Below are 24,647 nucleotides of genomic sequence, written 5' to 3' on the forward strand. Positions count from 1 at the left end.
GTCACCACCATGACCACCGCTGAAGAATTCGCCGGCCTCACCGCCATCGTCACCGGAGGCGCCTCGGGCATCGGCGCCGCCGTGGCCGAGCAGCTCCTGGCGGCCGGCGCGAACGTCGCCGTTCTCGACCTCAACCCCGCCGGCTCCCCCGCGGGTGCCCTGCCCCTGGAGTGCGACGTCTCCGACCGCGCCTCGGTCGACGCCGCCGTCGCCGCGGCCGCGGCCGAGTACGGCGGCATCGACATCGTCATCAACAACGCCGGCATCGGAGCGCAGGGACAGGTCGATGCCAATGACGACGCCGAATGGAATCGCGTGCTCGGCGTCAATGTCGTCTCCGTCGCCCGGGTCACCGCAGCCGCGCTGCCCCATCTGCGCCGGTCCGAGCATGCCGCGGTCGTCAACACCTCGTCGATCGCCGCGACCGCGGGTCTGCCCGACCGCGTCCTCTACTCCGCCTCGAAGGGGGCGATCTACTCGATGACGCTCGCGATGGCCGCCGACCACGTCCGCGAAGGCATCCGCGTCAACGCCGTGTGCCCGGGCACCGCGAACACCCCATGGGTGATGAAGGGCCTGATGGCGAAGGCGGAGAATCCCGAGGAGGAGCTGCGCCAGCTCAATGCGCGCCAACCCCACGGCCGTCTCGTCGAACCCGCCGAGGTGGCCCGGACGATCCTCTTCCTCGCCAGTCCTCTCCAGGGCTCGACGACCGGTTCGGCGATCGCCGTCGACGGCGGCATGCAGGGGCTGCGCCTGCGCGCGGAGTGAGCCTCAGCCCGCGCCCGGTCCGGGGTCGTCGTCGGCGACGACGTCGACCTCGTCGACCCAGCGCTGCACACCGGTGACGTGGAGGATCATCATCGACTGCGCGAGTCGTGCGTCTCCGGCGGCGAGGGCGTCGATGATCGCCCGGTGCTCATCGAGAGTGCGCTCGATGGCGCCGGGATCTGTCATGCCCCGCCAGGTCCGCGCTCGGGTCGTCTTCATCGACACGGCTTCGAGCATCGCGGCGAGGTAGTCGTTGCCTGCGTGCTTGGCGATCGTCGCATGGAAGTCGAAGTCGTGGGAGACGAGGGATTCGACCGAGTCAGCGTCGGTGTCTCTGATCGTCTGCCGCAGGTCCTCGAGCCCGGCCGCGTCGATGCGGGTCGCCGCGCGGTACGCGGTCTCGGCTTCGAAGATGCGCCTGACCTCGAGGATCTCCCGCAGCGACCCCGAGGCATGGACGTCGACGAGGAACGACACCGCCTCGGTGAGATCCTCGGCCGAGAGCGAGGTGACGTAGGTTCCCGAACCGCGTCGCACGTCGAGGACGTTGATGAAGTCGAGGGCCTTGACCGCCTCCCGCAGGGAGTTGCGGGAGAGGCCGAGCCGCTCGGAGAGCTCGGCCTCAGGGGGCAGCCGGTCCCCCGGTCTGAGCTCACCGGTGACGATGAGGTCCTTGATCTTGTCGAGCGCGTCGTCCGTCAGTGCCATGGCTCCAACCTTATGTCCTCACCGGGCATGATCGTCGGCAGCGTCTCGGCCGGCGGCTGCTCCGTCCTCGTCGGCGACGACCGGTTCGTCCGCCTCGGCGACGGCCCGCAGAGACCTCGCCGAGGCGGCCGTTGCTCATTCGTAGAGGAGTTCGGCGATCTTCGGATCGTCGATGTTGGTCTTGTCGTACCAGTAGAACGCGGTCGGGATCTGCTTCTCGAGCTCCTTGCCGTCGATGGCGTCGACGGCGGCCTGCACGGTCTGCGATCCGATATCGAGCGGACTCTGCGTGACCGCGCCGAGCATCGACCCGTCCCGGATCGCATCGAGCTGGGCCTTGCCCGAGTCGAAGCCGACGATCGTCGCGTCAGTGTTGCCGAGCTCCTTGGCCCCTTGGACGACGCCGATCGCCGCGCCTTCGTTCGTGCCGTAGAGACCGGCGAGGTCGGGGTTGGCCTGGAGCATCGCCTTCGTCGCGTCCGCCGACTTCGCCTGATCGCCGTCGGCGTTCTGCTCGGCGACGATCTCGATGTTCGGTTCGTTCTGCTCGAGGTACTCGACGAAGCCGTCCCGGCGTTCGACCCCGGTCTGGGCCGTCTCCGAATGGGTGACGATCCCGACCTTGCCCGTGCCGCCGAGTGCCTCGGCGAGCTTCTTCGCGTCCTCGGCGGCTGCCGCCTTGTTGTCCGTGGCCACCGTGGTCAGCGGGATGTCGCTGTCGACTCCGGAGTCGAAGGCGATGACGGGGATGTCGTTCGACTGCGCCTGCTGGAGCAGCGGGATGACGGCCTTGCTGTCGAGTGCCGCGATCGCGACGGCGTCGGGCTGCTTGTCGAGCGCCGTCTGCAGCTGGGTGACCTGCTGTTCGACGTCGGTCTCGCTGTCGGGCCCTTCGAAGGTGACGGTGACGCCGAGTTCCTTCGCCTTCTCCTCCGCACCCTTCTTCACGGTCTGCCAGAACTGGTGCTGATAGCCCTTCGAGATGATCGCGATCGTCCTCTCCCCGTCCCCTCCGCTCGATCCGGTGTCGGCCGAACCGCAGCCGGTGGCGATGAGGGCGATGGACGACAGTGCCGCGAGCGAGGTGAGCAGCTTTCCTATCCTCATGGTGATCTCCTTCGATTCTTCGTGAGGGCGATGGTGGGTCAGAGTGGTCCGGATCCGGTGGAGGAGTTCTTCTTGCGCACGATGTCGAGGTAGACGGCGAGCAGCACGACGATGCCGATGGCCACCTGCTGCCATTCCTGGGCGACGCCGGCCATGCGCAGACCGTTGTCGAGGACGGCCATGATGAGGGCACCGATGACGGTGCCGACCATCGACCCGCGGCCTCCGGCGAGCGAGGTGCCGCCGATGATCACCGCGGCGATCGCCTGCAGCTCGATGCCGGCGCCGCCCGTCGGCTGCGCCGAACTGAGCCGGGAGGCCGAGAGCACCCCGGCGAGGCCGACGAAGAGCCCGCAGAGGACGTAGACGGAGATCAGCCAGCCGCGGACATTGACGCCCGAGAGCCTCGTGGCCTTCTCGTTCGAGCCGATCGCGAACGCCGTGCGGCCGATAAGGGTGCGCTGGAGGACGACGACCGAGACGACGATGAGGATGAGGAAGAGCACGGTGCCCAGCGGCAGCCGCATCCCGGGGATGAGCGAGACATTCATGATCGCCCCGAAGCCGGGGCTGTCGGTGAAGTAGATCGGCTTGGTCCCGCTGACGACGAGCGACAGCCCCTGCGTGATCATCATCATCCCGAGCGTCGCGATGAACGGCGGCAGCCCGAGGACGGCGACATTGACGCCGTTGACGAGGCCGATGAGGCCGCCGAAGGCGATCGTCAGGGCGATCCCGACGATGAGCGGCAGACCCATGTTCGTGATGAAGACGCCGGCCATGACACCGCAGAGGATCATCCCCGTGCCCACGGACAGGTCGATGCCGCCGGTGATGATGATGAACGTGACGCCGAGGGCGAGCAGCCCGACGGTCGTCACGGTCGTGAGGATCGTCGAGAGGTTCGTGACGGTGAGGAACGAATCGGGGTTGATGATCGCGAAGACGATGATGATGACGATGAGGCTCGCCACAGCGAGGAGCTGCTGCAGCGAGTTGCGCCAGAAGCTGCGCGTCCCGGCCGGACGACCGGTGGCGGTGGCCGGGGCATCAGAGGTCTGCGGGCGGGCGGCGGAAGCGGTTTCGGCATTCATTCAGGCGACGATTCCCATCGATTCGGTGTGCTGCGTGGCCAGGGCCATGACGGAGTCCTGCGTGGCATCGGCGGCGGCGAGGATACCGGTGAGTCGGCCCTCGCTGAGCACGGCGATGCGGTGGGAGAGCAGGAGGACTTCGGGCAGTTCGGAGGAGATGACGATGATCGACTTGCCCTGCGCGCTGAGCTCCCGCAGCAGGGCGTAGATCTCGGCCTTCGCGCCGACGTCGATGCCCCGGGTGGGCTCGTCGAAGATGAAGACATCACAGTCCTTGACGAGCCATTTCGCGATGGCGACCTTCTGCTGGTTGCCGCCGGAGAGCTTCTCGAGCACCTGCGTGATCGACGGCGTGCGGATCCGCAGCCGTGACACGAGGTCACGGGCGGTGGTGTCGATGGCCGTCTCGTCGGTGAACCCGAAGCGGCTGAAGCGCCGCAGACTCGGCAGGGCGATGTTGTCGCGGACGCTCTGGCCCACGAGCACGCCGAGCTGTTTGCGGTCCTCGGACAGGTAGCAGATCCCCAGTCGCGCAGCCGCCGCCGGACTGCCGATCGTCACCGCGCGGCCGTCGACGCTGACCGTCCCGGCCGTCAGGGGGTCGGCGCCGATGATCGCGCGGGCGGTCTCCGTGCGACCGGCTCCCATGAGACCGGCGAGACCGAGGATCTCGCCACGGCGGAGATCGAAGCTGATGCCCCGCAGCTTCGCCTTCGTCTGCAGGTCCGTCACGGCGAGGACCGCCTCGGCGGAGTCGTCGTGGGCGGGTGCGTCGGCGACGGCGGCGAGTTCGCGCCCGACCATCATGCGGATGACCTCGGGCATCTCGGTCGTTGCGGTCGGCACGGTGCCGATCTTCTCTCCGTCGCGGATGACGGTGATCCGCTCCGTGATCGCCTTGAGCTCGGGCATCCGGTGCGAGATGTAGATGACGCCGGTCTCCGGGGTGATGAAGCGGCGGATGAGCCCGTGGAGGACCTCGACCTCCTCATCGTTGAGGGCGGCGGTGGGTTCGTCCATGATGAGGATCCGCGCGTCCTGGTTGAGCGCTTTCGCGATCTCGACCATCTGCTGCGCGGCGACGGTGAGCCGCCCGACGACGGCGCGCGGGTCGAGCGCGAGGCCGAGCCGGGTGAAGAGGGCCTGCGCATCCCGGTTGAGCTGACGTTCGCTGATGAAGGGACCGATCCGCGGTTCGCGACCGAGATAGATGTTCTGGGCCACCGTGAGATCCTCGACGAGGTTGAACTCCTGGTGGATGATGGCGATGCCGAGGCGTTCGGCGTCGGTCGTCGACCCGATCGTCACCGGGGTGCCGTCGATCCGGAACTCGCCGGCATCCGGGGTGTAGACGCCCGAGAGCAGCTTCATCAGCGTCGACTTCCCGGCTCCGTTCTCCCCGACGAGGCCAAGGACCTCGCCGGGAAACAGGTCGAGGTCGACGTTCGCCAGGGCTCTCACGCCCGGGAAGGATTTGGCGGCGCCGCGGATGTCGAGCAGCGGAGTGCTCGTCGTCTCTGACATGTGGCGGTGACTCCTCGTTGAATACCGTGTCCCACGTCATCACGTGAGACATCCTATGTCTGGTGCTCAGACTAGGGGCACAGTCGAGCAAAGACAAGATCCCGACGGGATTATTTGTCGAAACGCAACTGAGGGACCGTCAATACATTGGATGACTGACCGGCGTTTCACCGGAGAGCCGGATCAGTTCAGGTGGCCTCGGCGGGCCCCGAACGCCCTTACGACGTCGCCACCCCGAAGAGATGGCCGATGACATAGGTCGCGAGCATTGTCGCGGACCCCATGGCCACGTTGCGGATGATCGCCGGCCGCTTCGGCGCTCCACCGAGATGGGCGCTGATCCACCCGGTAAGGAAGAGCCCGACGACGACCGCGAGCGCCGCCGCCCAGATCCGATACGCACCGAAGGGCAGGAGGATGAACACAAGGGGGATGAGTGCACCGGTCGTGAAGGAGACGAACGACGAGCCCGCCGCAGCCCACGGACTCGTGTACTCTCCGGGGTCGATGCCGAGTTCGACCTCGGCATGGGCGGCGAGCGCATCGTGTCGGGTGAGCTCTTCGGCGACGCTGCGGGCGAGGTCGGGAGACAGTCCCTTGGCACGGTAGAAGCCCGCGAGTTCGGCGAGCTCGTCCTCGGGCATCTCCGCAAGCTCGCGGCGCTCCTTCGCGATGAGCGCCTTCTCGGTATCGCGCTGAGTGCTCACCGAGACGTACTCTCCGCCGGCCATCGAGAAGGCGCCGGCGACGAGGGCGGCGATCCCCGCCGTCGCGATCGCCCCGAGGCTGTTCGGTGCAGCTCCGGCAACGCCGATGACGACTCCCGCGGTCGAGACGATGCCGTCGTTGGCCCCCAGGACCCCGGCTCGCAGCCAGTTGAGGCGCTGACCGGTGCCCTGCTCGTGCGGTTCATGGGGATGCGGTGTCTGCTCGCTCATGCCCATATCGTCGTCTCGCTGACCGTCGCGGGCAACCATGGGAATGCTCTTCTGCCCCACCGGACATCGCCACCGCGCCTCACTGCAGATATACTTCAATATTCAATCATCTTGATCTGGAGCGCCCGATGACCTCTGCCCCCAGCACCGTCCTCCCACCCGATGCCGGAATGGACGCCGTGACCCTGCGTGTCGGCGACCTCGACCTCATGACCGACTACTACCGGAATGCGCTCGCCCTCGAACCGCTCGAGGAGGCCACCCGGGGGCGCGAGGTCCATCGCGTCCTCGGGCGCGGCGCGACGCCGATGGTGAAGTTCGTCTCCACCCCTGACCTGCCGGTCGGCAGCCGCCGGAGCGCCGGACTCTTCCACACCGCGTTCCTCTTCGAGACCCCCGAATCCCTGGCCGCAACCGTCGCGCACGCCGCGGCGAACACCCGCAGCCGGTTCCTCGCTGCCCAGGACCACCTCGTCTCGCAGGCGTTCTACTTCTCCGACCCCGAGGGCAACGGCATCGAACTCTACGTCGATCGGGACCGCGCGCAGTGGGGCCACTCCCCTGCCGGTGAGATCGAGATGGACTCGATCGGCTTCGATCCCAACGCCTTCCTCCGCGAGCACCTCGACAGCGGCACGCTGACGAGCGCATCGGAGCTGCCCGGCACCGTCGGCCATGTCCATCTCCAGGTCGGCGACCTCGACCGGGCCCGCGAGTTCTACGTCGGCGCGCTCGGCTTCGAACCGACGAACTCGACGATGCCCGGGGCCGTCTTCGCCTCGGCCGGCGGCTACCACCATCACGTCGCGATGAACACATGGAACAGCCTCGGCGCGGGACCGCGGGCCGCGAGCCTCGGCCTCGGCGATCTCGCGATCACGGTGCCGGCCCGCGAGGACCTCGACGCCCTCGTCGAGAGACTGACGGCACGGTCGCTGCCGTTCGCCGACGACGAGCGCTCGGTGCGGCTCACCGACCCGTGGGGCACGCAGGTGACCGTCGGGGTCGGTGGCAGGACGCTCGAGGAGACCCTCGAGCGCTGAGGTCTCAGCGCTCGGCCGGGTGCCTCTCGGCCGCGGCAACGACGGCCGCGGGGCGCAGGTCGAGGCGACGCAGGAGCTGCGCGTTGAGGGCGACGACGACAGTCGAGGCCGACATGAGGATCGCGCCGACGCTCATCGGCAGGACGAACCCGATCGGGGCGAGGATGCCCGCGGCCAGGGGGACGGCGAGGAGGTTGTAGCCGGCGGCCCACCAGAGGTTCTGCTTCATCTTCCGGTAGCTGGCCCGCGAGAGCTCGAGGACGGAGAGCACCGAGCGCGGATCGTCGGAGGCGAGGATGACTCCCGCCGAGCCGATCGCGACATCGGTGCCCGCACCGATCGCAATGCCGACATCGGCCTGTGCCAGGGCGGGGGCGTCGTTGACGCCGTCGCCGACCATCGCGACCGTCTTTCCCTCGGCCTGGAGTTCGGCGACCTTCGCCGCCTTGTCCGCCGGTCGCACACCGGCGAAGACCCGGTCGATGCCGAGGTCAGCGGCCACGGATCGGGCGACCGCCTCGGCGTCGCCGGTGATCATGACGACCTCGATGTCCTGGGCGTGGAGGGCCTTGACGGCCTGCCGGGACTCGGCCCTGATCTCATCGGCCAGGCGCAGGGCGCCGACGACCTGCCCGGCGACGAGGACGTGGAGGATGATTGCACCCTCCGCCCGCCAGGTCTCGGCGATCGTGGCCTCGGCGGCACCGCGGGCACTGAGCAGGTGGGGTCCGCCGACCTCGACCTCGGTGCCGTCGACCTCGGCACGCACCCCGACGGCCGGTGAGGACGAGAAGTTCTGCGCTGCTGGCACGGTCAGTCCCCGCTGCTCGGCGGCGCGGACGATCGCTCGGGCCAGCGGGTGCTCGCTGTCGGTCTCGGCCGCGGCAGCGAGAGCGAGCACCTCGTCGTCGCTGCGGGTCCCGGTCGTCTCGACGGCGGTGACGGTCGGCTCGCCCTTCGTCAGGGTTCCCGTCTTGTCGAAGAGCACGGCGTCGACGGTGCGCATCGTCTCAAGCGCGAGACGGTCCTTGATGAGGACGCCGGCGCGTGCGGCGCGTTCCGTGGCGATCGAGACGACGAGCGGGATCGCCAGTCCCAGGGCATGGGGGCAGGCGATGACGAGGACGGTGATCGTGCGCACGACCGCCGTGTCGGGCATGCCGACGAGAGTCCAGACGATCGCGGTGATGACGGCGGCGCCGAGGGCGAACCAGAACAGCCAGGCCGCGGCGCGGTCGGCGAGTCGCTGGGCGCGCGAGGAGGAGTTCTGGGCGTCGGCGACGAGTTTGCGGATGCCGGCCAGCGCGGTGTCGTCACCGGTCGCGGTGATCTCGATCCGCAGGCCCGAGTCCGTGGCGACGGTGCCTGCGACGACGGTGTCGCCGACACTGCGGCGCACCGGCCGGGACTCCCCGGTGATCATCGACTCGTCCATCTCCGCGGTCCCGTCGACGATGCGCCCGTCCGCCGGAACCGCGGATCCGGGACGGACGAGGACGACATCGCCGACGACGAGGTCGGCCGGTGCGACCGTCACGGTGGTGCCGTCGACGATCTTCACCGCTTCATCGGGCAGGAGGGCGGCGAGGCTGTCGAGCGCCGAGGTGGTCTGCGCGAGCGAGCGCATCTCCAGCCAATGTCCGGCGAGCATGATGACGATGAGGAGTGCGAGCTCCCACCAGAAGTCGAGTTCGGCGTCGAGGATCCCCAGCGAGGCGCCCCACGAGGCGACGAAGGCGACGGTGATCGCGAGCGCGATGAGGAGCATCATCCCCGGCTTGCGGGCCCTGAGCTCGCTCCATCCGCCGGTGAGGAACGGCTTGCCGCCCCACACGTACATGACCGTGCCGAGCACCGGTGCGATCCAGCGCACCCAGCCCCACGGCCCGGATTCGGGCACCATGTAGCCGACGAGGTGGCCGAACATCGGGCTGAAGGCGATGACGGGGACCGCGATGACCGCCATGATCCCGAAGAGCCGGCCGAACACCGCGGCATGTCCACCGTGGCCCCCGTGCCCGGAATGGTCCATGCCCGAATGGTCCATCGCCCCATGCCCGGAGTGATCGTGGCCCGAATGTTCGTGGCCGGAGTGATCATGGCCCGCGTGATCGGCCCCGGACTGCTGGTGTCCGGAGTGCTCAGCGTCCGAGTGGTGGCGGCCGACCGGGTCCGCAGCCGCTGCGTCCGCATGGCTCATATGGTCGTGACTCGCATGGCCCTGTTCGAGTTCCGTCGCTCTCTGGTGATCCCGTTCCGTGTCCATATCGTCAACCTATACCCCCTAGGGGTATGAATCAAGGGCGATCCGCACGAATCTGCGAGAAATCTTCTTTGCACTTCTGTGCAGTTCTGGCGCATACTTGCTCAAGCTGTGCATATCGATGCGTTGCTGACACCGCACCTCTGACCGGACCGACCGCTCAGCCTCAACGTGGAGGACCCATGGACCTGCAGCTCATCCTCGCCCTCGTCGCCGGGATCGCGACGATCGTCGTCATCGTCCTGGCCACCCGCCTCGACGCCTTCATCGCACTCCTCCTCGCAGCGATCGTCACCGGCATCGTCGCCGGTTAGGATCTGCTCTCGATCGTCGACGCCGTCACCACCGGGTTCGGCAACACCCTCGCGAGCATCGGCATCGTCATCGGCCTCGGCGTGGGCATCGGCAAGATCCTCGAGGTCTCCGGCGCCGCCGACTCGCTCGCCCACGCCTTCCTCCGCGCCTTCGGCAGGGGCCGTGAGCCCTGGGCGATGGGCACCGTCGGATCCCTCGTCTCGATTCCCGTGTTCTGCGACTCCGGGTACGTCATCATGAACCCCCTCGCCCGCTCGATCGCCCGCGTCAAGCGCGGCGGCTACATCACGCTCGCCCTCGCCCTCGGGGCCGGCATGACGCTGACCCACCACATGGTCCCGCCGACCCCTGGCCCGCTCGCGGCGACCGGCATCCTCGGCGCGGATCTCGGAGCCGTCATCCTCACCGGTCTCATCTTCACCGTCATCCTCCTGCCGGTCGTCGTCATCTACGCCCGCTGGATCGGACCGAAGCTCGAACCCTTCCTCAACGTCAAGGTCAAGCACGACGTCTACGCGACGGTGACCGCGGGAGCCCCGGAGACTGCAGGAACAACGGCGACCGCGGCTCCGGGCACGCCCGCCGCTGATGCGACGGCCGCCGGATCCGCAGCGCCGGGCACCGGAGACGGCATCGCGGGCCCGCGGATCTCGGGAGCCAAGCAGCCGGGTGCGTTCCTCGGCTTCCTCCCGCTCATCATCCCGCTGCTCCTCATCGTCGCGAACACGGTGTCGACGGCGATCGACCGCAACGCTCAGGGGATGCTCGCCGGCGATGACTATGAGCCGTCTTCCTGGGTCGCTCCCATCGCGTTCCTCGGCAACCCCGTCGTCGCCCTCATCATCGGCCTCGTCCTCGCCGTCTACACTCTCCTGCCGCGCCTGACCCCGCGCACCCAGGTCCAGAGCTGGCTCGCCGACGCCGCCGCGTCGGCCGGGCTCATCCTCCTCATCACCGGTGCCGGCGGCAGCTTCGGCATGGTGCTGCGTGAGTCCGGGGTCGGAGACGCCCTCGCCGAGGCGATCGCCTCGATCAGCCTGCCCGCTCTCCTCGTCCCGTTCATCATCGCCTCCCTCGTGCGCATCGCACAGGGTTCGGGCACGGTCGCCATGATCACCGCCGCCTCGGTGACGGCCCCGCTCATCGCCCCGCTCGGACTCAGCCCGCTCGTCGCGGTCATGGCGTGCACCGCGGGATCGATGGTCTTCTCCTACTTCAATGACTCGTACTTCTGGGTCGTCACCCGCTTCGCCGGCCTCGACGGGGTGCAGGCGATCAAGGGCTGGTCGGGGATCACGACCGCCGTGTGGCTGGGTTCCATTCCGCTCCTCTTCGTCCTCGACGCGGTCGCATGAGCAGTGCAGACGGCGACGCTGAGACGTCGCGCATCCTCATCATCGCCGACGACCTCACCGGCGGGAACGCGTGCGGGGCCCTCTTCGCCGAAGCGGGTCTGCGGACGATCACCGTGACCGGCACGAGCGCGACGGAGACGGTCGACCTCGACGTCCTCCTCGACGACTACGACGCCGTCGTCCTCAACGCCGACTCCCGGCACCTGCCCGCCGCCACCGCGGCCGAGCTCATCGCAGAGCTCGTGACGAGCGCCGGGAACGTCGACCTCGTCGCCTGCCGGATCGACACGACGCTGCGGGGCAATGTCGGGGTGAGCGCCGAGGCGGCGCTGACTGCCCGCCGGCAGCTCGCCGCCGGCGCGGACGGCCCGGCCAGCAGGGTCATCGGCCTCTGCATTCCCGCCTTCCCCGCCGCCGGCCGCACGACGGTCGAGGGCCTGCAGCTGCTCGACGGGCGGCTGCTCGAGCACACGGAGCTGCGCCGCGACGTCCGCTCCCCCATGCGCACCTCCGATGTCGCCCAGATCCTGCGCGACGGCACCGACCTCGACTGCCATCTCATCGACATCTCCCAGGTGCTCGCCGGTCGTCAGGCGATCCGGGAGGCGGTGCTCGCCGGCATCGCCTCAGGTGCCGACGTCATCATCGTCGATGCACTCACCACCGAGCACATCGAACTCGTCGGCTCCGTCGTCGCCGCCGTGACCCGCGAGATCGCCGCCGGTGGGGCGACCCGCCTGCCGGCGAATCCGGGCACGGGCGAGCTCCTCGACTGGGTGACGATCGATCCCGGCCCCGGCAGTCTCGCCCTCGCCCTGCCGCTGCTGCCGACCCGCCCCAACGGTGTCATCCTCGGGATCTCCGGTTCGGCCACCGAGGTCACCCGTGCCCAGCTCGCGACGCTGAACGAGGATCCCCGCAATGCCGTCGTCCGCGTCGTGCTCGACGATGAGGGGCTGCCCGATGTCGAGGCCACGATCGCACGGGTCGACAGCGTCACCTCGGCGAAGGCGATCATCCTCGCCACCGTCGTCGACGCCTCCGACCTGCGCGAGCTCAGCAGCGCCGCGTCCGAGGAGACGACCCGCAGGCTCGCTGCCATCGCCGAGCTCATCATGACCTCCCCGGCCGTCACCGGCCTCTACACCACCGGCGGCGATGTCACTGCCGCGGTGATGCGCGCCGTGGGCGCCGTCGGGATGGAACTCGAGCGGGAGATCATCCCCCTCGCCGTCGGCGGTCGCCTCGTCGGCGGACGCGCCGACGGTCTGCCCATCGTCACCAAGGGCGGGCTCATCGGCGATGCCGACACGGCAGCCCTCTGCCTCGACTACCTCATGGCGACCTCCCGGGTCGGGCAGGGATGAGCCCGATGCCGACCACCGACCGCACCACCGAAGGAGCATGACATGACCGCACCCGTCCTCGCCGTGACCGTGGGAGATCCCGTCGGGATCGGCCCGGAGATCACCGCCCAGGTGCTCGCGGAGTTCTCCGCCCGCGACGACCAGCACGGCGTCGCCGTCGCCGATCTCGCTGTGATGAGACGCGCCGTCGACGTCCTCGGACTCGACGTCGAACTCCGCCCGATCACCGACTTCGCGACCGCCTCGGCGGGTGAGGGCGTCATCGACGTCTTCGACATCGGCGTGCTCGGTGACGACCTGCCCGACTGGGGCGTCGTCGATGCGCGCGCCGGCCGGGCCGCGGTCACGGCCATCGAAGTCGCGACCAAGGCGGCGATGGATGAGGAGATCGCCGGCATCGTCACCGGACCGATCAACAAGGAGGCCGTGTGGCAGTCCGGCTCTGAGCACCTCGGGCACACGGAGATGCTCGGTGAGCTCACCGGGGTGACGAAGCAGGACACGATGTTCGTCGTCGAGAACGCGAAGGTCCCCGACCACAAGCTCCAGATCTTCTTCGCCACACGGCACATGTCGCTGCGGAAGGCGATCGACGCGCTGTCCGTCGAGACGCAGATCGATTCGATCGAACGCGCCCATCGGGCCCTGCAGCTCTACGGGGTCACCGCTCCGCGCCTCGCCGTCGCCGCCCTCAATCCGCACGGCGGGGAGAACGGGGCGTTCGGGGACGAGGAGATCGAGATCCTCCGCCCCGCCGTCGATGCCGTCAACGCCGCCGGCCGGTTCGACGTCGCCGGCCCCATCCCCGCCGACTCCGTCTTCCATCAGGGGCTGACCGGTCGCTTCGATGGGATCCTCTCGCAGTACCACGACCAGGGGCACATCGCCTCGAAGACGTACGATTTCGACGGCACGATCTCCGTGACCGTGGGCCTGCCGATCCTGCGCACCTCCGTCGACCACGGCACGGCCTTCGACATCGCCGGACGGGGACTCGCCGATGCCGGCACGATGCGCTCGGCCTACCGTGCGGCGATCGGCTATGCGCCTTTCGTCGACGGCATCCGCGCGGAGTACCTGCCGCGGTGATGGCCGTGCGCAGCGGCACGGCCAAACGCCGCGACGACATCCGGTCCCGGCTGAAGTCGGGGGCGTGGTCGATCCCGCGTCTGGCCGCTGAACTCGGGACCTCGGAGTCGACGATCCGGCGGGATCTGCGGGAGCTGGCCGAGGCCGGCGAGGTCATCCGCACGATCGGCGGGGCGACTGCCGCCGGGTACGTCGAACCCCCGCTCGGTCAGCGGATGGAGCACCAGGCCGAGGCGAAGGACGCGATCGCCGCCCACGCCCTGAGCCACCTGAGCGGGCAGGTCCGCACGATCTTCCTCGACGCCGGATCGACGACTGTGCGGGTGGCCGAGCGCCTCCGTGACCGCGATGACCTCACCGTCATCACGCGAGGTCTCGAGATCGCCCTGACGCTCGCACACCCGAACGGTCCGCGTGTGACCATGGTCGGCGGTGAGGTCTCGACGCTCTCACACGGGACGACGGGAGCGCTGAGCGATCACGCACTCGCACGCCTCCACGTCGACGTCGCGTTCCTCGGCGCCGACGCCGTCGACCCGGACGTCGGGATCGGAGAGCCGACGCTCGCCGAGGCGCGGACGAAGGAGCTCATCGCCGAGCGCGCCCGCAGCGTCATCGTCCTCGCCGACTCCTCGAAATCCGGTCGCGAGGTCCCGGCGTGGGCGCCGCTGCCCGACGGGTGGATCTGGATCGACGAGACCGGCGCACGAGCCACCAAGTGAACTGCGGCAGCACCCGTCGTCAGACGCCTGCGGGAGCGAGCACGATGTCGAAGCGCGTGCGCGACCACGGCACGTCACCGAGATCCCGGCCGTCAGGGGTGGGGGTGCCCGCCGGCTGCTGCGCGAAGTCCTTGATGAGGGAGTCCTTGACACCGAAGACCGAATCGCTGGTCAGCAGTTCGTCACCGGAGACGAAGATGTGGGTGACGAGCGTGCGCAGGCCTGAGGCCGTGACCATGAAGTGCAGGTGGCTCGCCCGCATCGGCGAGCGCCCCGTCGCCGCCAGCAGCCGTCCCACCGGGCCGTCGTCGGGAATCGGGTACGGGGTGGGGGTGAGCGCCCAGAACCGGAACGATCCGTCGTCGTCGGAGAACAGATGCGCCCGCCCATAGACGCGGTCGTCATCGTGCTGGACGTCGTAGAGACCGTCCTCGTCGGCTTCCCAGACCTCGATGCGAGCACCGGGCACGGGATTGCCGTCGGTGTCGCGGACGACGCCTTCGACCCAGCACGGCTCTCCGACACCGCCCCCGGCGATGTCCCCGCCGGCGGGAATGAGCGGGGCGTCGTCGACGAAGAACGGTCCGAACACCGTCGCCTCGGTGGCATCACGGTACGGCTGGTTGCTCACGTTGATCGTCTGCATCGATGCGCCGAGGACGTCGGAGAGGAGAATGAATTCCTGCCGGCGGTCGTCGGTGATGTGTCCGACGTCGGTGAGGAATCCGATCGCCTGATTCCATTCGTCCTCGGTCAGCCGCACGTCGCGGATGAGTCCGTGGAGGTGGGTGACGACCGCGGTCATCAGCTGCCGGAGGCGGTCGTCGGGGGTGCCTGAGAACGAGGAGATGACGGTGTCGATGAGCCTCTCCTCGACCGCGGCCGGGGTGAGCCCGGCAGCGCCCCCGGACGCCTCGGCGGTCCCGGCTGTCGGGCCCTGCGCAGCGATGGTCTGCGGGTCGTCGCCGCGCCAGGCGGCGGTGAGCAGCGCGGTGAGGTTCTCCCGCGTCACCGGCTGGGGGTTGTCACCTGGGATCGCTTCGAGGGCGAGGTCGACCGCCTCGGCGATGTCCCCGGAAGCGAACCCCAGCTCCGACAGTGCCCGCGGGGCGCCGACGGCCTCGCGCAGCCGCTGGAGTCCGGCGACCGCGGTCTCGGCTCCGAACGCCTCCGCCATCCGCGCTTCGGCCTCGGGCACGGCGGGGGCGTTGAAGGCGAGCACATAGGGCAGGACGATCGCGTGGGTCTGGGCGTGTGGGAGGTTGAAGGTGCCGCCGAGGACGTGGGCGATCTTGTGGTGCATGCCCGATCCCGCCGAGGCGAAGGCGACGGCGGCGAGGTAGGCGCCGTAGAGCGTGGACTCGAGCCCGGCCAGTGCGGAGGATTCCGCGCCGAGCTGCGGCAGCCCCTCGCTCAGCGCCTGGATGCCCTCGACGGCGAGCGCCCGGTTGATCGGGTCGGCGGCCGGGGCCCACAGCGAGTCGATGCAGTGGGCGAGGGCGTTGAGGCCCGAGGCGACGGCGAGGTCGTGAGGCAGGCCGCGCAGCAGTTCGGCGTCGTAGATGACCGTGCGCGGCAGGACCGCATCATCGACCCCGGTGCGCTTGCGGCCGTTCTCGGTGCGCCCCCACACGTTCGTCGCCTCTGAGCCGGAGAACGTCGTGGGCACGGCGATGACGGGGATCCGCGTCTGCAGTGCGACGGCCTTCGCCAGCCCCGTCGCCGAACCGCCGCCGACGCTGACGACGAGGTCGATGTCGCCGATTTCGGCGGCGGCCACGGCACGGTCAGCCACCTCGGCGGGCACGTGCATGACGACCTCACGGTGCCACAGGGCGACCGGGAAGTGCTCGGTGAAGTCGGTGACCTTGTCCGCGGCGGATCCGGAGACGATGACCATGACCCGTTCGGCCCCGATGCGCTCGACCTCCGCGGCGACTGAGGCAGCGACCTGCCCGGTGCCGAAGACGACGCGCTGGCCGAGGGTGGTGTGCGTGAAATCGAGGGTCATGCGATGTCACCGAGCCTTTCGTCGGAGTCTGCCGGTCTCGTCGCCAGGATAGCGGCGAGAGCTGAGGTGAGCTGGTCGGCGGCGTCGTCCGGCAGGGACGGCACCCGCCACGCGACGTGTTTGTCGGGACGGACGAGGATCGCACCGTCCTCGGCGACGTCGCGGAGGCGATCCCAGTCGAAGTAGAGGTCGGTGACGTCGCGGTCGGGGCCGATGACGACGGTGCCGATGTCGACGCCGAGGCGCTGCCCGGCTGTCTGCGCCGCCTCCTCCCAGCCGGCGCCGGTCGTCCCGGTGATGAGAGTGAACCGGGTGTACGGGGCGAGGTCGTGAGTGGAGAGCTTCTCCCGCGAGTTGCCGACCCAGGCATGGGGCAGGCGCACACCGGGATCCGTGCCGGCCTGGTAGTAGAGTTCGGGATCGCGCGGGTTCTCCGCAGGCTCCCGGTCGTCGGCGACGACGGCCGTGGAGACGTAGCGCTGTCCGAGTTCGACACCGTGGGCGTTGAACTCGTAGTTCTTCACCTCCATCGCCTCCCTCACCCTCGCGCGCATCGCTGCGCCGTCGGCGGTGGCGTCCTTGCGGGCGGCGATCGCCTCGTTCATCTCCTCCTCGGTCTGGTCCGGAGTGAGCCCGAGGGCGTCGAAGAGCTGGGCGAACTCACGACCGGACTTGTTGGCCCGGGTGACGATCTGCTCGGCGACCGGGGCGCGCTCGGCGCTGTAGGTCTCGAGCAGCTCCTCTCCGGCCTCGCCGCGGAGGACGGCTGCGATCTTCCACGCGAGGTTGTAGGAGTCCTGGATCGAGGTGTTCGATCCCAGTCCGTTCGACGGCGGGTGCTTGTGCACGGCATCCCCCGCGCAGAACACCCGGCCCGACTGGAGGCGGCTCGCATACTGTTCGTTGTTGCCCCACAGCGAGATCCCGGTGATCGTCGCGTCGAGGTCCGGGTCGCCGATGAGGTTGCGCACGATCTGCAGCGCGTCGGCCTCGGTGACCTCCGGCGGCCCCTGCGCGATGTCGAAGCCCCACACGATGAGCCACTCGTTCCACGGTCTGACCATGCGGACGAGTCCCGCGCCGATGCCGCCGATGTTCGATCCCGGCTGGATGACCCAGTAGAGGACCGAGGGCCGGTGCCCGACGAGCTTCTCGAGGTCGGCGGTGAAGGTGATGTTCATCGACCCGGCGATGTCCATGTCCCCGACCATGGGCAGGTCGATGTCGGCGGCGACCTTCGATCGGGCACCGTCGGCGCCGATGAGGTACTTCGCGCGGATCGTCAGCACCCGGCCGGTCAGGCGGTCGAGGACCTCGACGTCGACGTGGTCCGGATGCTGGGTGTGGGAGAGGTATTCGGCGGAGAAGCGGGCCTGCGTGCCCCGCATCGTCGCATTCTTCACGAGGATCGGCTCGAGGTAGGTCTGCGGGATGTCGCAGTTGAGCGACGGCGAGGCGAGTTCGTAGTCGGCGTGTCGGGCGGGGTGGTTTCCCCAGGTGAGGATCCGACCGATCTCCTCACCGGCGATGGACGTGCAGAAGACGGTGTCGCCGATCATCTCGTGCGGGGTCGCCTCGGCGAGGACCTGATCCTCGATGCCGACGTCGCGGAAGATCTCCATCGTCCGCTGGTTCGTGATGTGGGCCCGCGGGGTGTTCGCCGTCCACCGGTACTTCGTGATCATGATGTTGGGGATCCCGAGGGTCGAGAGGAACAGCGCCGCTGAGGCGCCTGCCGGACCCGAACCGACGATGAGGACGTCGGTGTCGACGATGTCCCCGTCCGGGGTGGCTGTCTCTGCGACTCCGTCGTCGAAGATGACCATGGTGACTCTCCTTGTCGTGTGGTGCGGTGGTTTCCGCTTGGCCTCGAGGGTGGCACGGGCCGGTGCGCGGGGTCATCTCGCCGAGGTGATCGTGGCCGAAATCGTCAAAAAGCTGAGATCTGGGTCACGCGGGCACGGTTACGATGAGAGGCATGATCGCGAGTGCGGGAGACCCACCGGTGCGAGCGCGGTTCTCCACCGACGCCGCGCCTCCCGCACGCCGTGTCGAGGACTGGGAGGCCTACCACGCCGCGGCCCTCGTGGGGCTACGCACGGTCTCCGCCGGCGGCGCCGCCTTCCGCGCGGTGACCTCGACCCTCGACCTCCCGCAGGTGCGCATCGCCAAGGTCACGGGCACTCCGCACTCCGTGCGGCGCGGGCCTGCCGAGATCGCCGGCCACCCGGCGTCAGGGGCACTCGTCTATCTGCCGCTGCGGGGAGCGAGCACGTTCGCCCATCGGGGAGGACAGCTCACGCTGGGGCCAGGCCGAGGCATCGTCGTCGACGGTGACACCGCGTTCGCGCGCAGCCTCGGAGCCGGAGTCGATGAGCTCGTCGTCCGACTGCCCCGCCGCACTCTCACCGATCTCACCGGCGGGTCCTCGTGGCCGACCCCGACCGTTCTCGACCTCGACGACTCCGCGAGTCCGACCGCCCCGGGCCGGGCCTTCGCCGAGGTGGCCGAGGGTCTCATCGACCGTGGCCTCGGCGGGGGCGCGCCTCTTGAGGGCCGCCTCCTCGACCTGCTCGGCAGCGTGCTCACCGCGGCAGCACCCGGCGGGGGCATCGTCGAGGAGGCGCTCACCGTCATCGCCGACCATCACCGGGAGCCCGATCTGAGTGCCGCGCGCATCGCCGGTCACCTCGGGGTCTCGGAGCGGCAGCTGACCCGCATCCTCGCCGAGGCGGGGCTGAGCGTGCCCCGCGCGGTGCTCGGTGCCCGCCTCGACACGGCGGCCGGGCTGCTCGCCGATCCGCACGCCGCGGGCCTGAGCATGGCCGAGGTCGCCGCGAGCAGCGGCTTCCGGTCGGCAGCGCAGTTCTCCCGCACCTACCGCGACCGCTTCGGCATCCCTCCCCTCCGTCACCGCCGACAGCTCTCAGCCGAACTCCCCGGCAGCTGAGCCGGTGGGCGAACTGGGCAGGTGAACGGCGTGTCAGCCGTTGAGGTTGTGGAGGGCGATGAGCTCGCGGGCGCGCTCCCCGCTGCGCGCTTCGATCGCGTCGACGATCTCGACGTGGAGGTCGAAGCGGGACCGCACGTACTCCGGCAGCGGGGCGTCCGCGCTGCCGGCGATGCTCACGGCGTGGTCCTCGAGCAGCCCGAGGACGCCGAGGTAGACGGATCGGAGCATCTGGCTCGGCGACGCCTCGGCGATGACGCGGTGGAGCGCCCAGTTCGCCCGGGCGAACTCGAGGTGCTCGCCGGCGTCGAGGGCAGCGCGCATTCTCTCCAGCTGTCCGCGCATCCCGGCGATGTCGGCCGCCTGTGCGGAGGCCACGGCGTCGTCGATGAGCAGCGGGTCGAGGGCGTCACGGATGCGAATGGCGTCGGGGACCGACGGTTCGGCGGTGTCGAGGGCGAGCATCGCATTGCCGAGTCTGGCGATGGCGGACTGCTCGTCGACGAAGATGCCGCCTCCGGGTCCGGGCTTCATCGTCACGTATCCGCGCGCTTGGGCCAGGGCGAGCGCCTCGTTGAAGGTGCCGACGGACACTCCGCATTCGGTGCGCAGGGTCTCCTTCGTCCCCAATCGGGTGCCCGCAGCATGGCGCTGGGCGATCGCGATGATCATCGCTGTCGCGGTCTCCGTGCGGCTCGCCGCGGTTCCGGCGGACGTCGCCGCCGCCTCGGCGATCTGCTTCGTTGCAGTCATCGCCACCTCCTTGTCACGTCACTCTTGATTATCCACGATTCGCTGATATCGTAATCATCATAATCATTATATCGATTAGCTCAATGAGGAGTACGGCATGACCGCACAAGGATCCATCTCGGAAATCGGCTACGTCTCCCTGCTCACCAGGGATCTCCACGCCTCCATCTCCAATGCCGTCGACGTCTTCGGTCTCGTCGAGACGGAGTCGACGGCGAAGAAGGCGTTCCTCACCGCGCAGAACAAGCACCACGAGCTCGTCTACACGCAGTCCGACCAGGACGCCGTCGACCATCAGGGACTCGTCGTCGAGAACTCCGCGGAGCTCGAGGCGATCCGTGCCAAGGTCGATCGCGGCGGCTACCGGATCGTCTCCGAGCAGCCGATCGAGGACCACATCGAGGAGGGCTTCGCCTTCGTCGGTCCCGAGGGCTTCACGTGGCAGATCTACACCGAGAAGCTCGACTACAGCATGCTCAAGCGGGGCACGACGGCGCCGGACCGTCTCGGCCACACGAACATCCAGGTCCTCGACGCCCCGGCTCAGACGGAATTCTTCAAGGACGTCTTCAACTTCGCCGTCTCCGACCAGATCGGCAACGAGCACTTCTTCATGCGGTGCAACAACGACCATCACGGGGTCGCGATCTTCACTTCGAACAAGACGGGCATCCATCACCACGCCTGGCAGGCCGGGAATGTCTACGACCTCGTCCGCCTCGGCGACCGCCTGGCCCGGCGGGGTGCGCGACTGGCCTGGGGGCCGGTGCGGCACGGGGCCGGCGACAACGTCGCCGTCTACTACGTGGAGCCGACCGGCGCGGTCATCGAGTACTACTGCGACATGGAGACGATCCGCGACAAGGATCGCCCGGCCCGCCATTGGGATCCCGACGATCTCTACTGGATCAACCAGTGGGACGGTCAGGTGCCGGCAGACATCCTCGATCACGGAATTCCCAATCGTCAGCGCTGAGCTTCGCGCCTGACCGCCATCACGATCAAGCCACCGACACAGAAGGACACCCATGAAACTCGCCAACCACAACTCCCGCGCCGTCATCGTCACCTCCGACAACCAGGGCATCGATGTCGCCACCGCCAGTGACGGTCGATTCGGACCCGAGATCCAGAACGTCTACGACCAGTGGGAGGATTTCCTCGCCTGGGCGCCGGAGGCGACCGGAGAGACCGTGACCATCGACCCTGCGCAGCTCGGAGCGGTCTCCCCGCGACCGCTGCAGTCGATGGGAGTGGGCCTCAACTACGCCGAGCACGTCACGGAGAGCGGCTTCGACACCCCGGACAAGCTGCCGCCCGTGTTCCCGAAGTTCCAGTCCTCGATCACCGGGCCCTACACGACCGTCAAGCTCGTCGCCGAGGGGGACAACGACTGGGAGGCCGAGCTCGTCATCGTCATCGGCCGCGAAGCCCACGACATCGCCACGGGCACCGGCTGGGACTACGTCGCCGGCGTCACGATCGGCCAGGACATCTCGGAGCGCGTGATCCAGCTCGACGGTCCGGCTCCGCAGTTCGGGCTCGGCAAGTCCTTCCCCGGCTACTCCCCCACGGGTCCGTGGCTCGTGACTCCCGATGAGCTGCCCAACCGCGACGATCTCGCGATCTCGGGCACCCTCGACGGAGAGGTCGTCCAGGACGGACGCACGAGTCAGATGCTCTTCGACGTGCCCTCTCTCGTCGAGAAGCTCGCCGAGATCATCACCCTTCACCCCGGGGACATCATCTTCTCCGGAACCCCGTCGGGAGTCGGCTTCACCCGCGAACCGCCGAAGCTCATCCAGCCGGGGCAGGTCCTCGAGACGACGATCGAGGGCATCGGCACGATCCGCCAGGAGTTCGTCGGCTGATCACCGGGCCAGGCCGCTGAGGTCGGGTCGGCACAGAGGGGCGGAGGCGCAGGCCTTCGCCCCTCTGTACGCGCTCTCTCGAAAAACCGGAACGCTGCGCGGAGAAACTCCACAGAATTCGAAACCAAGTTGCCTTTGCTTATCTCTCATGCCGAACGAGGTTGTGATCGATTCGCCCTCGCCCCTATAGTGGCGAGCATCGGCGCGAACACCGACGTTCTCGATGCCGACTCGTTTCGACCTGCCGGAGGGTGAGCCATGCGCTATGTAGTCGGACTGACGAAGGACAGCAGGGGCCGCGACGCGATCTCCTTGGCGACGACTCTGGCGCAGTCACTCGATGACCCCGGCGCGGTGGAGATCGATCTCGTCCACGTCATCAGCGGCGCGCGCCCGGATGATGCCGCCACCCCTCAGGAGCGGGAGTACCAGCGCCTCAAGGCGGACGAAGCGGAGGAGTGGATGGCGAAGTCCCTCTTCCTCATCCCGAAGACCCTGCGAGCGCGCGCGACGATCCACTTCGCCGACTCGATGGCGGAGGGGATCCTCGAGGTGGCCGCCGCCGGGCGCACCGATCTCATCATCGTCGGAGCGGCCAGCCACGGACCGTTCCGCCGTTTCACCGTGGGATCCGTCGCCAACGCGCTTCTCCACACCGCCACCGCCCCGGTGGCCCTCGCTCCGGCAGGCTACCTGCCGCCCAGCGATCTCACCCGCATCACGTGTGCGCTGGGCACTCGGACCGGCGCCGAGGCGGTGCTCCAGGTGGCCGTCGACTCGGCCGTCCTCCATCGCGTCCCTCTGCGGATCATCTCACTCGTCTCCCTCGACGCCCGCGCCGCCGTTCCCGCGGCGAACGCCCCCGACAAACACGCCGAGCGCGTGCTCGAGGAGGCATCGGCCAGCGTCGGCGGCGCCGTCGACGTCTCCGTCGACATCGCTCGCGGACGCTCGACGGAAGCCGCGATCGAGAGCCTCGACTGGAGCGAGGGAGAGATCGTCCTCATCGGGTCGAGCCGACTGGCTCAGCGCCACACGATCTTCCTCGGAACGACAGCCAACAAGATGCTGCGCAGTCTGCCCGTGCCCATGGTCGTCATCCCCCGGTACCATCCCCTCGACGGTGCGGACAGTCCGTCCCAGCCGATCTGAGATGAGCGCGAAATCCGACGATCAGCACGACCGTCGCCGGACCGAGATCCGATCGCCGATCGAGATCAGCGCCGCTGCCGATGAACCCCTGTACCGGCAGTTGCGGAAAGCCCTCGAGCATCAGATCATGTCCGGAGCGTTCAACCTCGACACCCCCCTGCCGTCCTCCCGGACGCTGGCTCGCGAGATCGGAGTCTCACGCAACACCGTCAACGCGGCGATCCAGGAACTCGTCGCCAGCGGACTCGTTGAAGCCCGCTCGCGCAGCGGCCACTTCGTCAATCGCGAGCTCGTCGAGGGAGAGACGGAAACGACTGAGCGAGTGCCGGATCGAGCGGAGTCGATCGACTGGGCCGCAAAGGTGCGCGTGGGGGCGGACGCCGCACTGCCGGAGATCGTCAAGCCCAAAGACTGGCGCTCCCGTCCGTTCCCCTTCGTGGCGGGCCAGATCGATCCCGAGGAGTTTCCCCGCCTCGCCTGGGCGAAGGTGCTGCGCACCGCGATGGACCCCGAACATCTCTGGCACTCCGTGCGCGACGCCGTCGACGAGGACGATCCGATGCTCGTCGACATGCTGTGTCAGCGAATCCTGCCGGCGCGCGGCATTCACGTCGGCGCGGAGAACGTCCTCATCACCGCCGGCTCGCAACAGGGTCTCGACCTTCTCGCGCAGATGCTCGTCCGCCCCGGGATGCGCGTCGGAGTCGAAGATCCCGGATACCCAGATGCCAAGCACTCCTTCGCCCGGATGGGAGGGAGCCTCGAGGGCATCCCCGTCGACCGCCGTGGAATGGTCGTTCCCGACAGCCCGCCCGATCTCCTCTACGTCACACCCAGCCATCACTGCCCGAGCAATGTCACCCTCGACTCAGCACGGCGGCGACAGCTCCTCGCGCTGACACGCGCCGCCGACTCGCTCATCATCGAGGACGACTACGATTCGGAGTTCCGCTACCGTGGCAAGCCCACCCCTGCACTCAAAGCACTGTCGGGGTCCGATCATGTCATCTACCTCGGGTCGTTCTCCAAGTTCCTCGCCCCCGGTCTGCGGCTGGGCTACATCGTCGCCGATGCCGGGCTCATTCGACGGCTGCGCACCCACCGCCGCTATTCCATCCGCCACGTCTCCGGGCACACGCAGCGCGCCATGGGTCTGCTCATCGAATCCGGGCAGTATCAGCGCACCGTCGTTCGCCGCCGCAATCATCTGCGGCAGAAATGGCTGTGCCTCACCGAGGCGCTGACAGCCGAACTGCCGTGGACGATCCCCTTCCCGGCCGGCGGGGTGAGCGTATGGATCGCCGGTCCGCCCGAACTCGACGCCCGCGAGCTGACCGCCGAGTGCCTGCGGCGAGGGGTCGTCATCGAAGGCGGTGACGCATACTTCCTCGAACCGCAGCGCTCGCGCAACCATTTCCGCCTCGGCTTCTCCGTCATCGGACTGGACGCAATCCCCTCCGGTGTCAAGGAGTTGAGAATCGCGCTCGAATCCCTGCTCGGCAGTCCTCTGACCAGCTGAGATGCTTCCTCCCAGCTGGTACCAAAGAAATGCCACCGGATTGGGACTTCAGCCGCGCGCCCGTCGGAACCAGAGTGAGACCAGGATCACTTCCA

At 68.6% G+C, this 24,647-nt stretch carries 21 protein-coding genes and 1 pseudogene; 12 read left to right on the forward strand and 10 right to left on the reverse strand.

The window, feature by feature from the left end; all coding sequences use genetic code 11:
- Nucleotides 1-9: 9 nt before the first annotated feature.
- Nucleotides 10-771: an SDR family oxidoreductase gene (locus FFS20_RS01650; RefSeq protein WP_137824201.1), complete on the forward strand. Its 762-nt coding sequence runs from the start codon at nucleotides 10-12 to the stop codon at nucleotides 769-771.
- A gap of 3 nt (nucleotides 772-774) precedes the next feature.
- Here the strand turns inward: FFS20_RS01650 and FFS20_RS01655 are convergent, their stop codons facing one another.
- The 5 genes from FFS20_RS01655 to FFS20_RS01675 form a co-directional block, all read right to left on the reverse strand.
- Nucleotides 775-1,479, reverse strand: coding sequence for a FadR/GntR family transcriptional regulator (locus tag FFS20_RS01655; protein ID WP_137824202.1), 705 nt, complete (start codon nucleotides 1,477-1,479; stop codon nucleotides 775-777).
- Between the two features lie 135 nt (nucleotides 1,480-1,614).
- On the reverse strand, nucleotides 1,615-2,586 hold the full coding sequence (locus tag FFS20_RS01660; protein ID WP_137824203.1) for an ABC transporter substrate-binding protein: 972 nt from the start codon (nucleotides 2,584-2,586) through the stop codon (nucleotides 1,615-1,617).
- A 38-nt stretch (nucleotides 2,587-2,624) separates the two neighbouring features.
- The gene (locus tag FFS20_RS01665; protein ID WP_137824204.1) at nucleotides 2,625-3,680 is read right to left on the reverse strand and encodes an ABC transporter permease; all 1,056 of its coding nucleotides are present in this window, start codon (nucleotides 3,678-3,680) and stop codon (nucleotides 2,625-2,627) included.
- Nucleotides 3,681-5,204, reverse strand: a complete 1,524-nt coding sequence (locus FFS20_RS01670; protein ID WP_137824205.1) for a sugar ABC transporter ATP-binding protein — start codon at nucleotides 5,202-5,204, stop codon at nucleotides 3,681-3,683.
- Nucleotides 5,205-5,422: 218 nt separating this feature from the next.
- Nucleotides 5,423-6,142, reverse strand: coding sequence for a VIT family protein (locus FFS20_RS01675; protein WP_137824206.1), 720 nt, complete (start codon nucleotides 6,140-6,142; stop codon nucleotides 5,423-5,425).
- A gap of 128 nt (nucleotides 6,143-6,270) precedes the next feature.
- Here FFS20_RS01675 and FFS20_RS01680 point away from each other — a divergent pair, with 128 nt between their 5' ends.
- Nucleotides 6,271-7,185, forward strand: a complete 915-nt coding sequence (locus tag FFS20_RS01680) for a VOC family protein (RefSeq protein ID WP_137824207.1) — start codon at nucleotides 6,271-6,273, stop codon at nucleotides 7,183-7,185.
- A gap of 4 nt (nucleotides 7,186-7,189) precedes the next feature.
- On the opposite strand, the gene FFS20_RS01685 is transcribed toward FFS20_RS01680, so the two are convergent.
- The gene (locus tag FFS20_RS01685; RefSeq protein ID WP_137824208.1) at nucleotides 7,190-9,451 is read right to left on the reverse strand and encodes a heavy metal translocating P-type ATPase; all 2,262 of its coding nucleotides are present in this window, start codon (nucleotides 9,449-9,451) and stop codon (nucleotides 7,190-7,192) included.
- A 179-nt stretch (nucleotides 9,452-9,630) separates the two neighbouring features.
- Here FFS20_RS01685 and FFS20_RS18465 point away from each other — a divergent pair, with 179 nt between their 5' ends.
- The 5 genes from FFS20_RS18465 to FFS20_RS01705 are packed head-to-tail and all read left to right on the forward strand — an operon-like array spanning nucleotide 9,631 to nucleotide 14,296.
- On the forward strand, nucleotides 9,631-9,762 hold the full coding sequence (locus FFS20_RS18465) for a hypothetical protein (RefSeq protein ID WP_283202118.1): 132 nt from the start codon (nucleotides 9,631-9,633) through the stop codon (nucleotides 9,760-9,762).
- Between the two features lie 12 nt (nucleotides 9,763-9,774).
- Entirely contained in the window at nucleotides 9,775-11,118 is a 1,344-nt protein-coding gene (locus tag FFS20_RS01690; protein WP_283202120.1) for an SLC13 family permease, read from the forward strand.
- Nucleotides 11,115-12,485, forward strand: coding sequence for a four-carbon acid sugar kinase family protein (locus FFS20_RS01695; protein ID WP_137824209.1), 1,371 nt, complete (start codon nucleotides 11,115-11,117; stop codon nucleotides 12,483-12,485). The genes FFS20_RS01690 and FFS20_RS01695 overlap by 4 nt, the downstream gene beginning before the upstream one ends.
- 42 nt (nucleotides 12,486-12,527) lie before the next feature.
- On the forward strand, nucleotides 12,528-13,574 hold the full coding sequence (gene pdxA / locus FFS20_RS01700) for a 4-hydroxythreonine-4-phosphate dehydrogenase PdxA (RefSeq protein ID WP_137824210.1): 1,047 nt from the start codon (nucleotides 12,528-12,530) through the stop codon (nucleotides 13,572-13,574).
- Entirely contained in the window at nucleotides 13,574-14,296 is a 723-nt protein-coding gene (locus FFS20_RS01705) for a DeoR/GlpR family DNA-binding transcription regulator (RefSeq protein WP_137824211.1), read from the forward strand. Before pdxA ends, FFS20_RS01705 begins: the two co-directional genes overlap by 1 nt.
- A 19-nt stretch (nucleotides 14,297-14,315) precedes the next feature.
- On the opposite strand, the gene FFS20_RS18050 is transcribed toward FFS20_RS01705, so the two are convergent.
- The 3 genes and pseudogenes from FFS20_RS18050 to FFS20_RS01715 all read right to left on the reverse strand — a co-directional run bounded on the left by FFS20_RS18050 (nucleotide 14,316) and on the right by FFS20_RS01715 (nucleotide 18,133).
- A complete protein-coding gene (locus FFS20_RS18050; protein ID WP_249356427.1) occupies nucleotides 14,316-15,158 on the reverse strand; it encodes a dioxygenase in 843 nt (280 codons plus the stop codon).
- A gap of 84 nt (nucleotides 15,159-15,242) precedes the next feature.
- Nucleotides 15,243-16,307 (reverse strand): annotated as a pseudogene (locus FFS20_RS01710) (maleylacetate reductase); the annotation flags it as partial.
- On the reverse strand, nucleotides 16,304-18,133 hold the full coding sequence (locus tag FFS20_RS01715) for an FAD-dependent monooxygenase (protein WP_137824212.1): 1,830 nt from the start codon (nucleotides 18,131-18,133) through the stop codon (nucleotides 16,304-16,306). The gene FFS20_RS01715 and the pseudogene FFS20_RS01710, both read right to left, overlap by 4 nt.
- Nucleotides 18,134-18,285: 152 nt before the next feature.
- Here FFS20_RS01715 and FFS20_RS01720 point away from each other — a divergent pair, with 152 nt between their 5' ends.
- A complete protein-coding gene (locus FFS20_RS01720) occupies nucleotides 18,286-19,257 on the forward strand; it encodes a helix-turn-helix domain-containing protein (RefSeq protein WP_171006943.1) in 972 nt (323 codons plus the stop codon).
- A gap of 33 nt (nucleotides 19,258-19,290) precedes the next feature.
- Here the strand turns inward: FFS20_RS01720 and FFS20_RS01725 are convergent, their stop codons facing one another.
- On the reverse strand, nucleotides 19,291-20,010 hold the full coding sequence (locus FFS20_RS01725) for an FCD domain-containing protein (RefSeq protein WP_137824214.1): 720 nt from the start codon (nucleotides 20,008-20,010) through the stop codon (nucleotides 19,291-19,293).
- A 97-nt stretch (nucleotides 20,011-20,107) separates the two neighbouring features.
- Between FFS20_RS01725 and FFS20_RS01730 the strand changes: the two genes are divergently transcribed.
- From FFS20_RS01730 to FFS20_RS01745, 4 genes are all read left to right on the forward strand, one after another.
- A complete protein-coding gene (locus FFS20_RS01730; RefSeq protein WP_137824215.1) occupies nucleotides 20,108-20,986 on the forward strand; it encodes a VOC family protein in 879 nt (292 codons plus the stop codon).
- Between the two features lie 52 nt (nucleotides 20,987-21,038).
- Nucleotides 21,039-21,881, forward strand: a complete 843-nt coding sequence (locus FFS20_RS01735) for a fumarylacetoacetate hydrolase family protein (RefSeq protein ID WP_137824216.1) — start codon at nucleotides 21,039-21,041, stop codon at nucleotides 21,879-21,881.
- Between the two features lie 258 nt (nucleotides 21,882-22,139).
- Entirely contained in the window at nucleotides 22,140-23,033 is an 894-nt protein-coding gene (locus FFS20_RS01740; protein ID WP_137824217.1) for a universal stress protein, read from the forward strand.
- 1 nt (nucleotide 23,034) lies between these two features.
- Entirely contained in the window at nucleotides 23,035-24,552 is a 1,518-nt protein-coding gene (locus FFS20_RS01745; RefSeq protein WP_137824218.1) for a PLP-dependent aminotransferase family protein, read from the forward strand.
- Nucleotides 24,553-24,647: the final 95 nt, after the last annotated feature.

Source organism: Brevibacterium sp. 2SA (assembly GCF_005502845.1).
GTDB lineage: Bacteria > Actinomycetota > Actinomycetes > Actinomycetales > Brevibacteriaceae > Brevibacterium.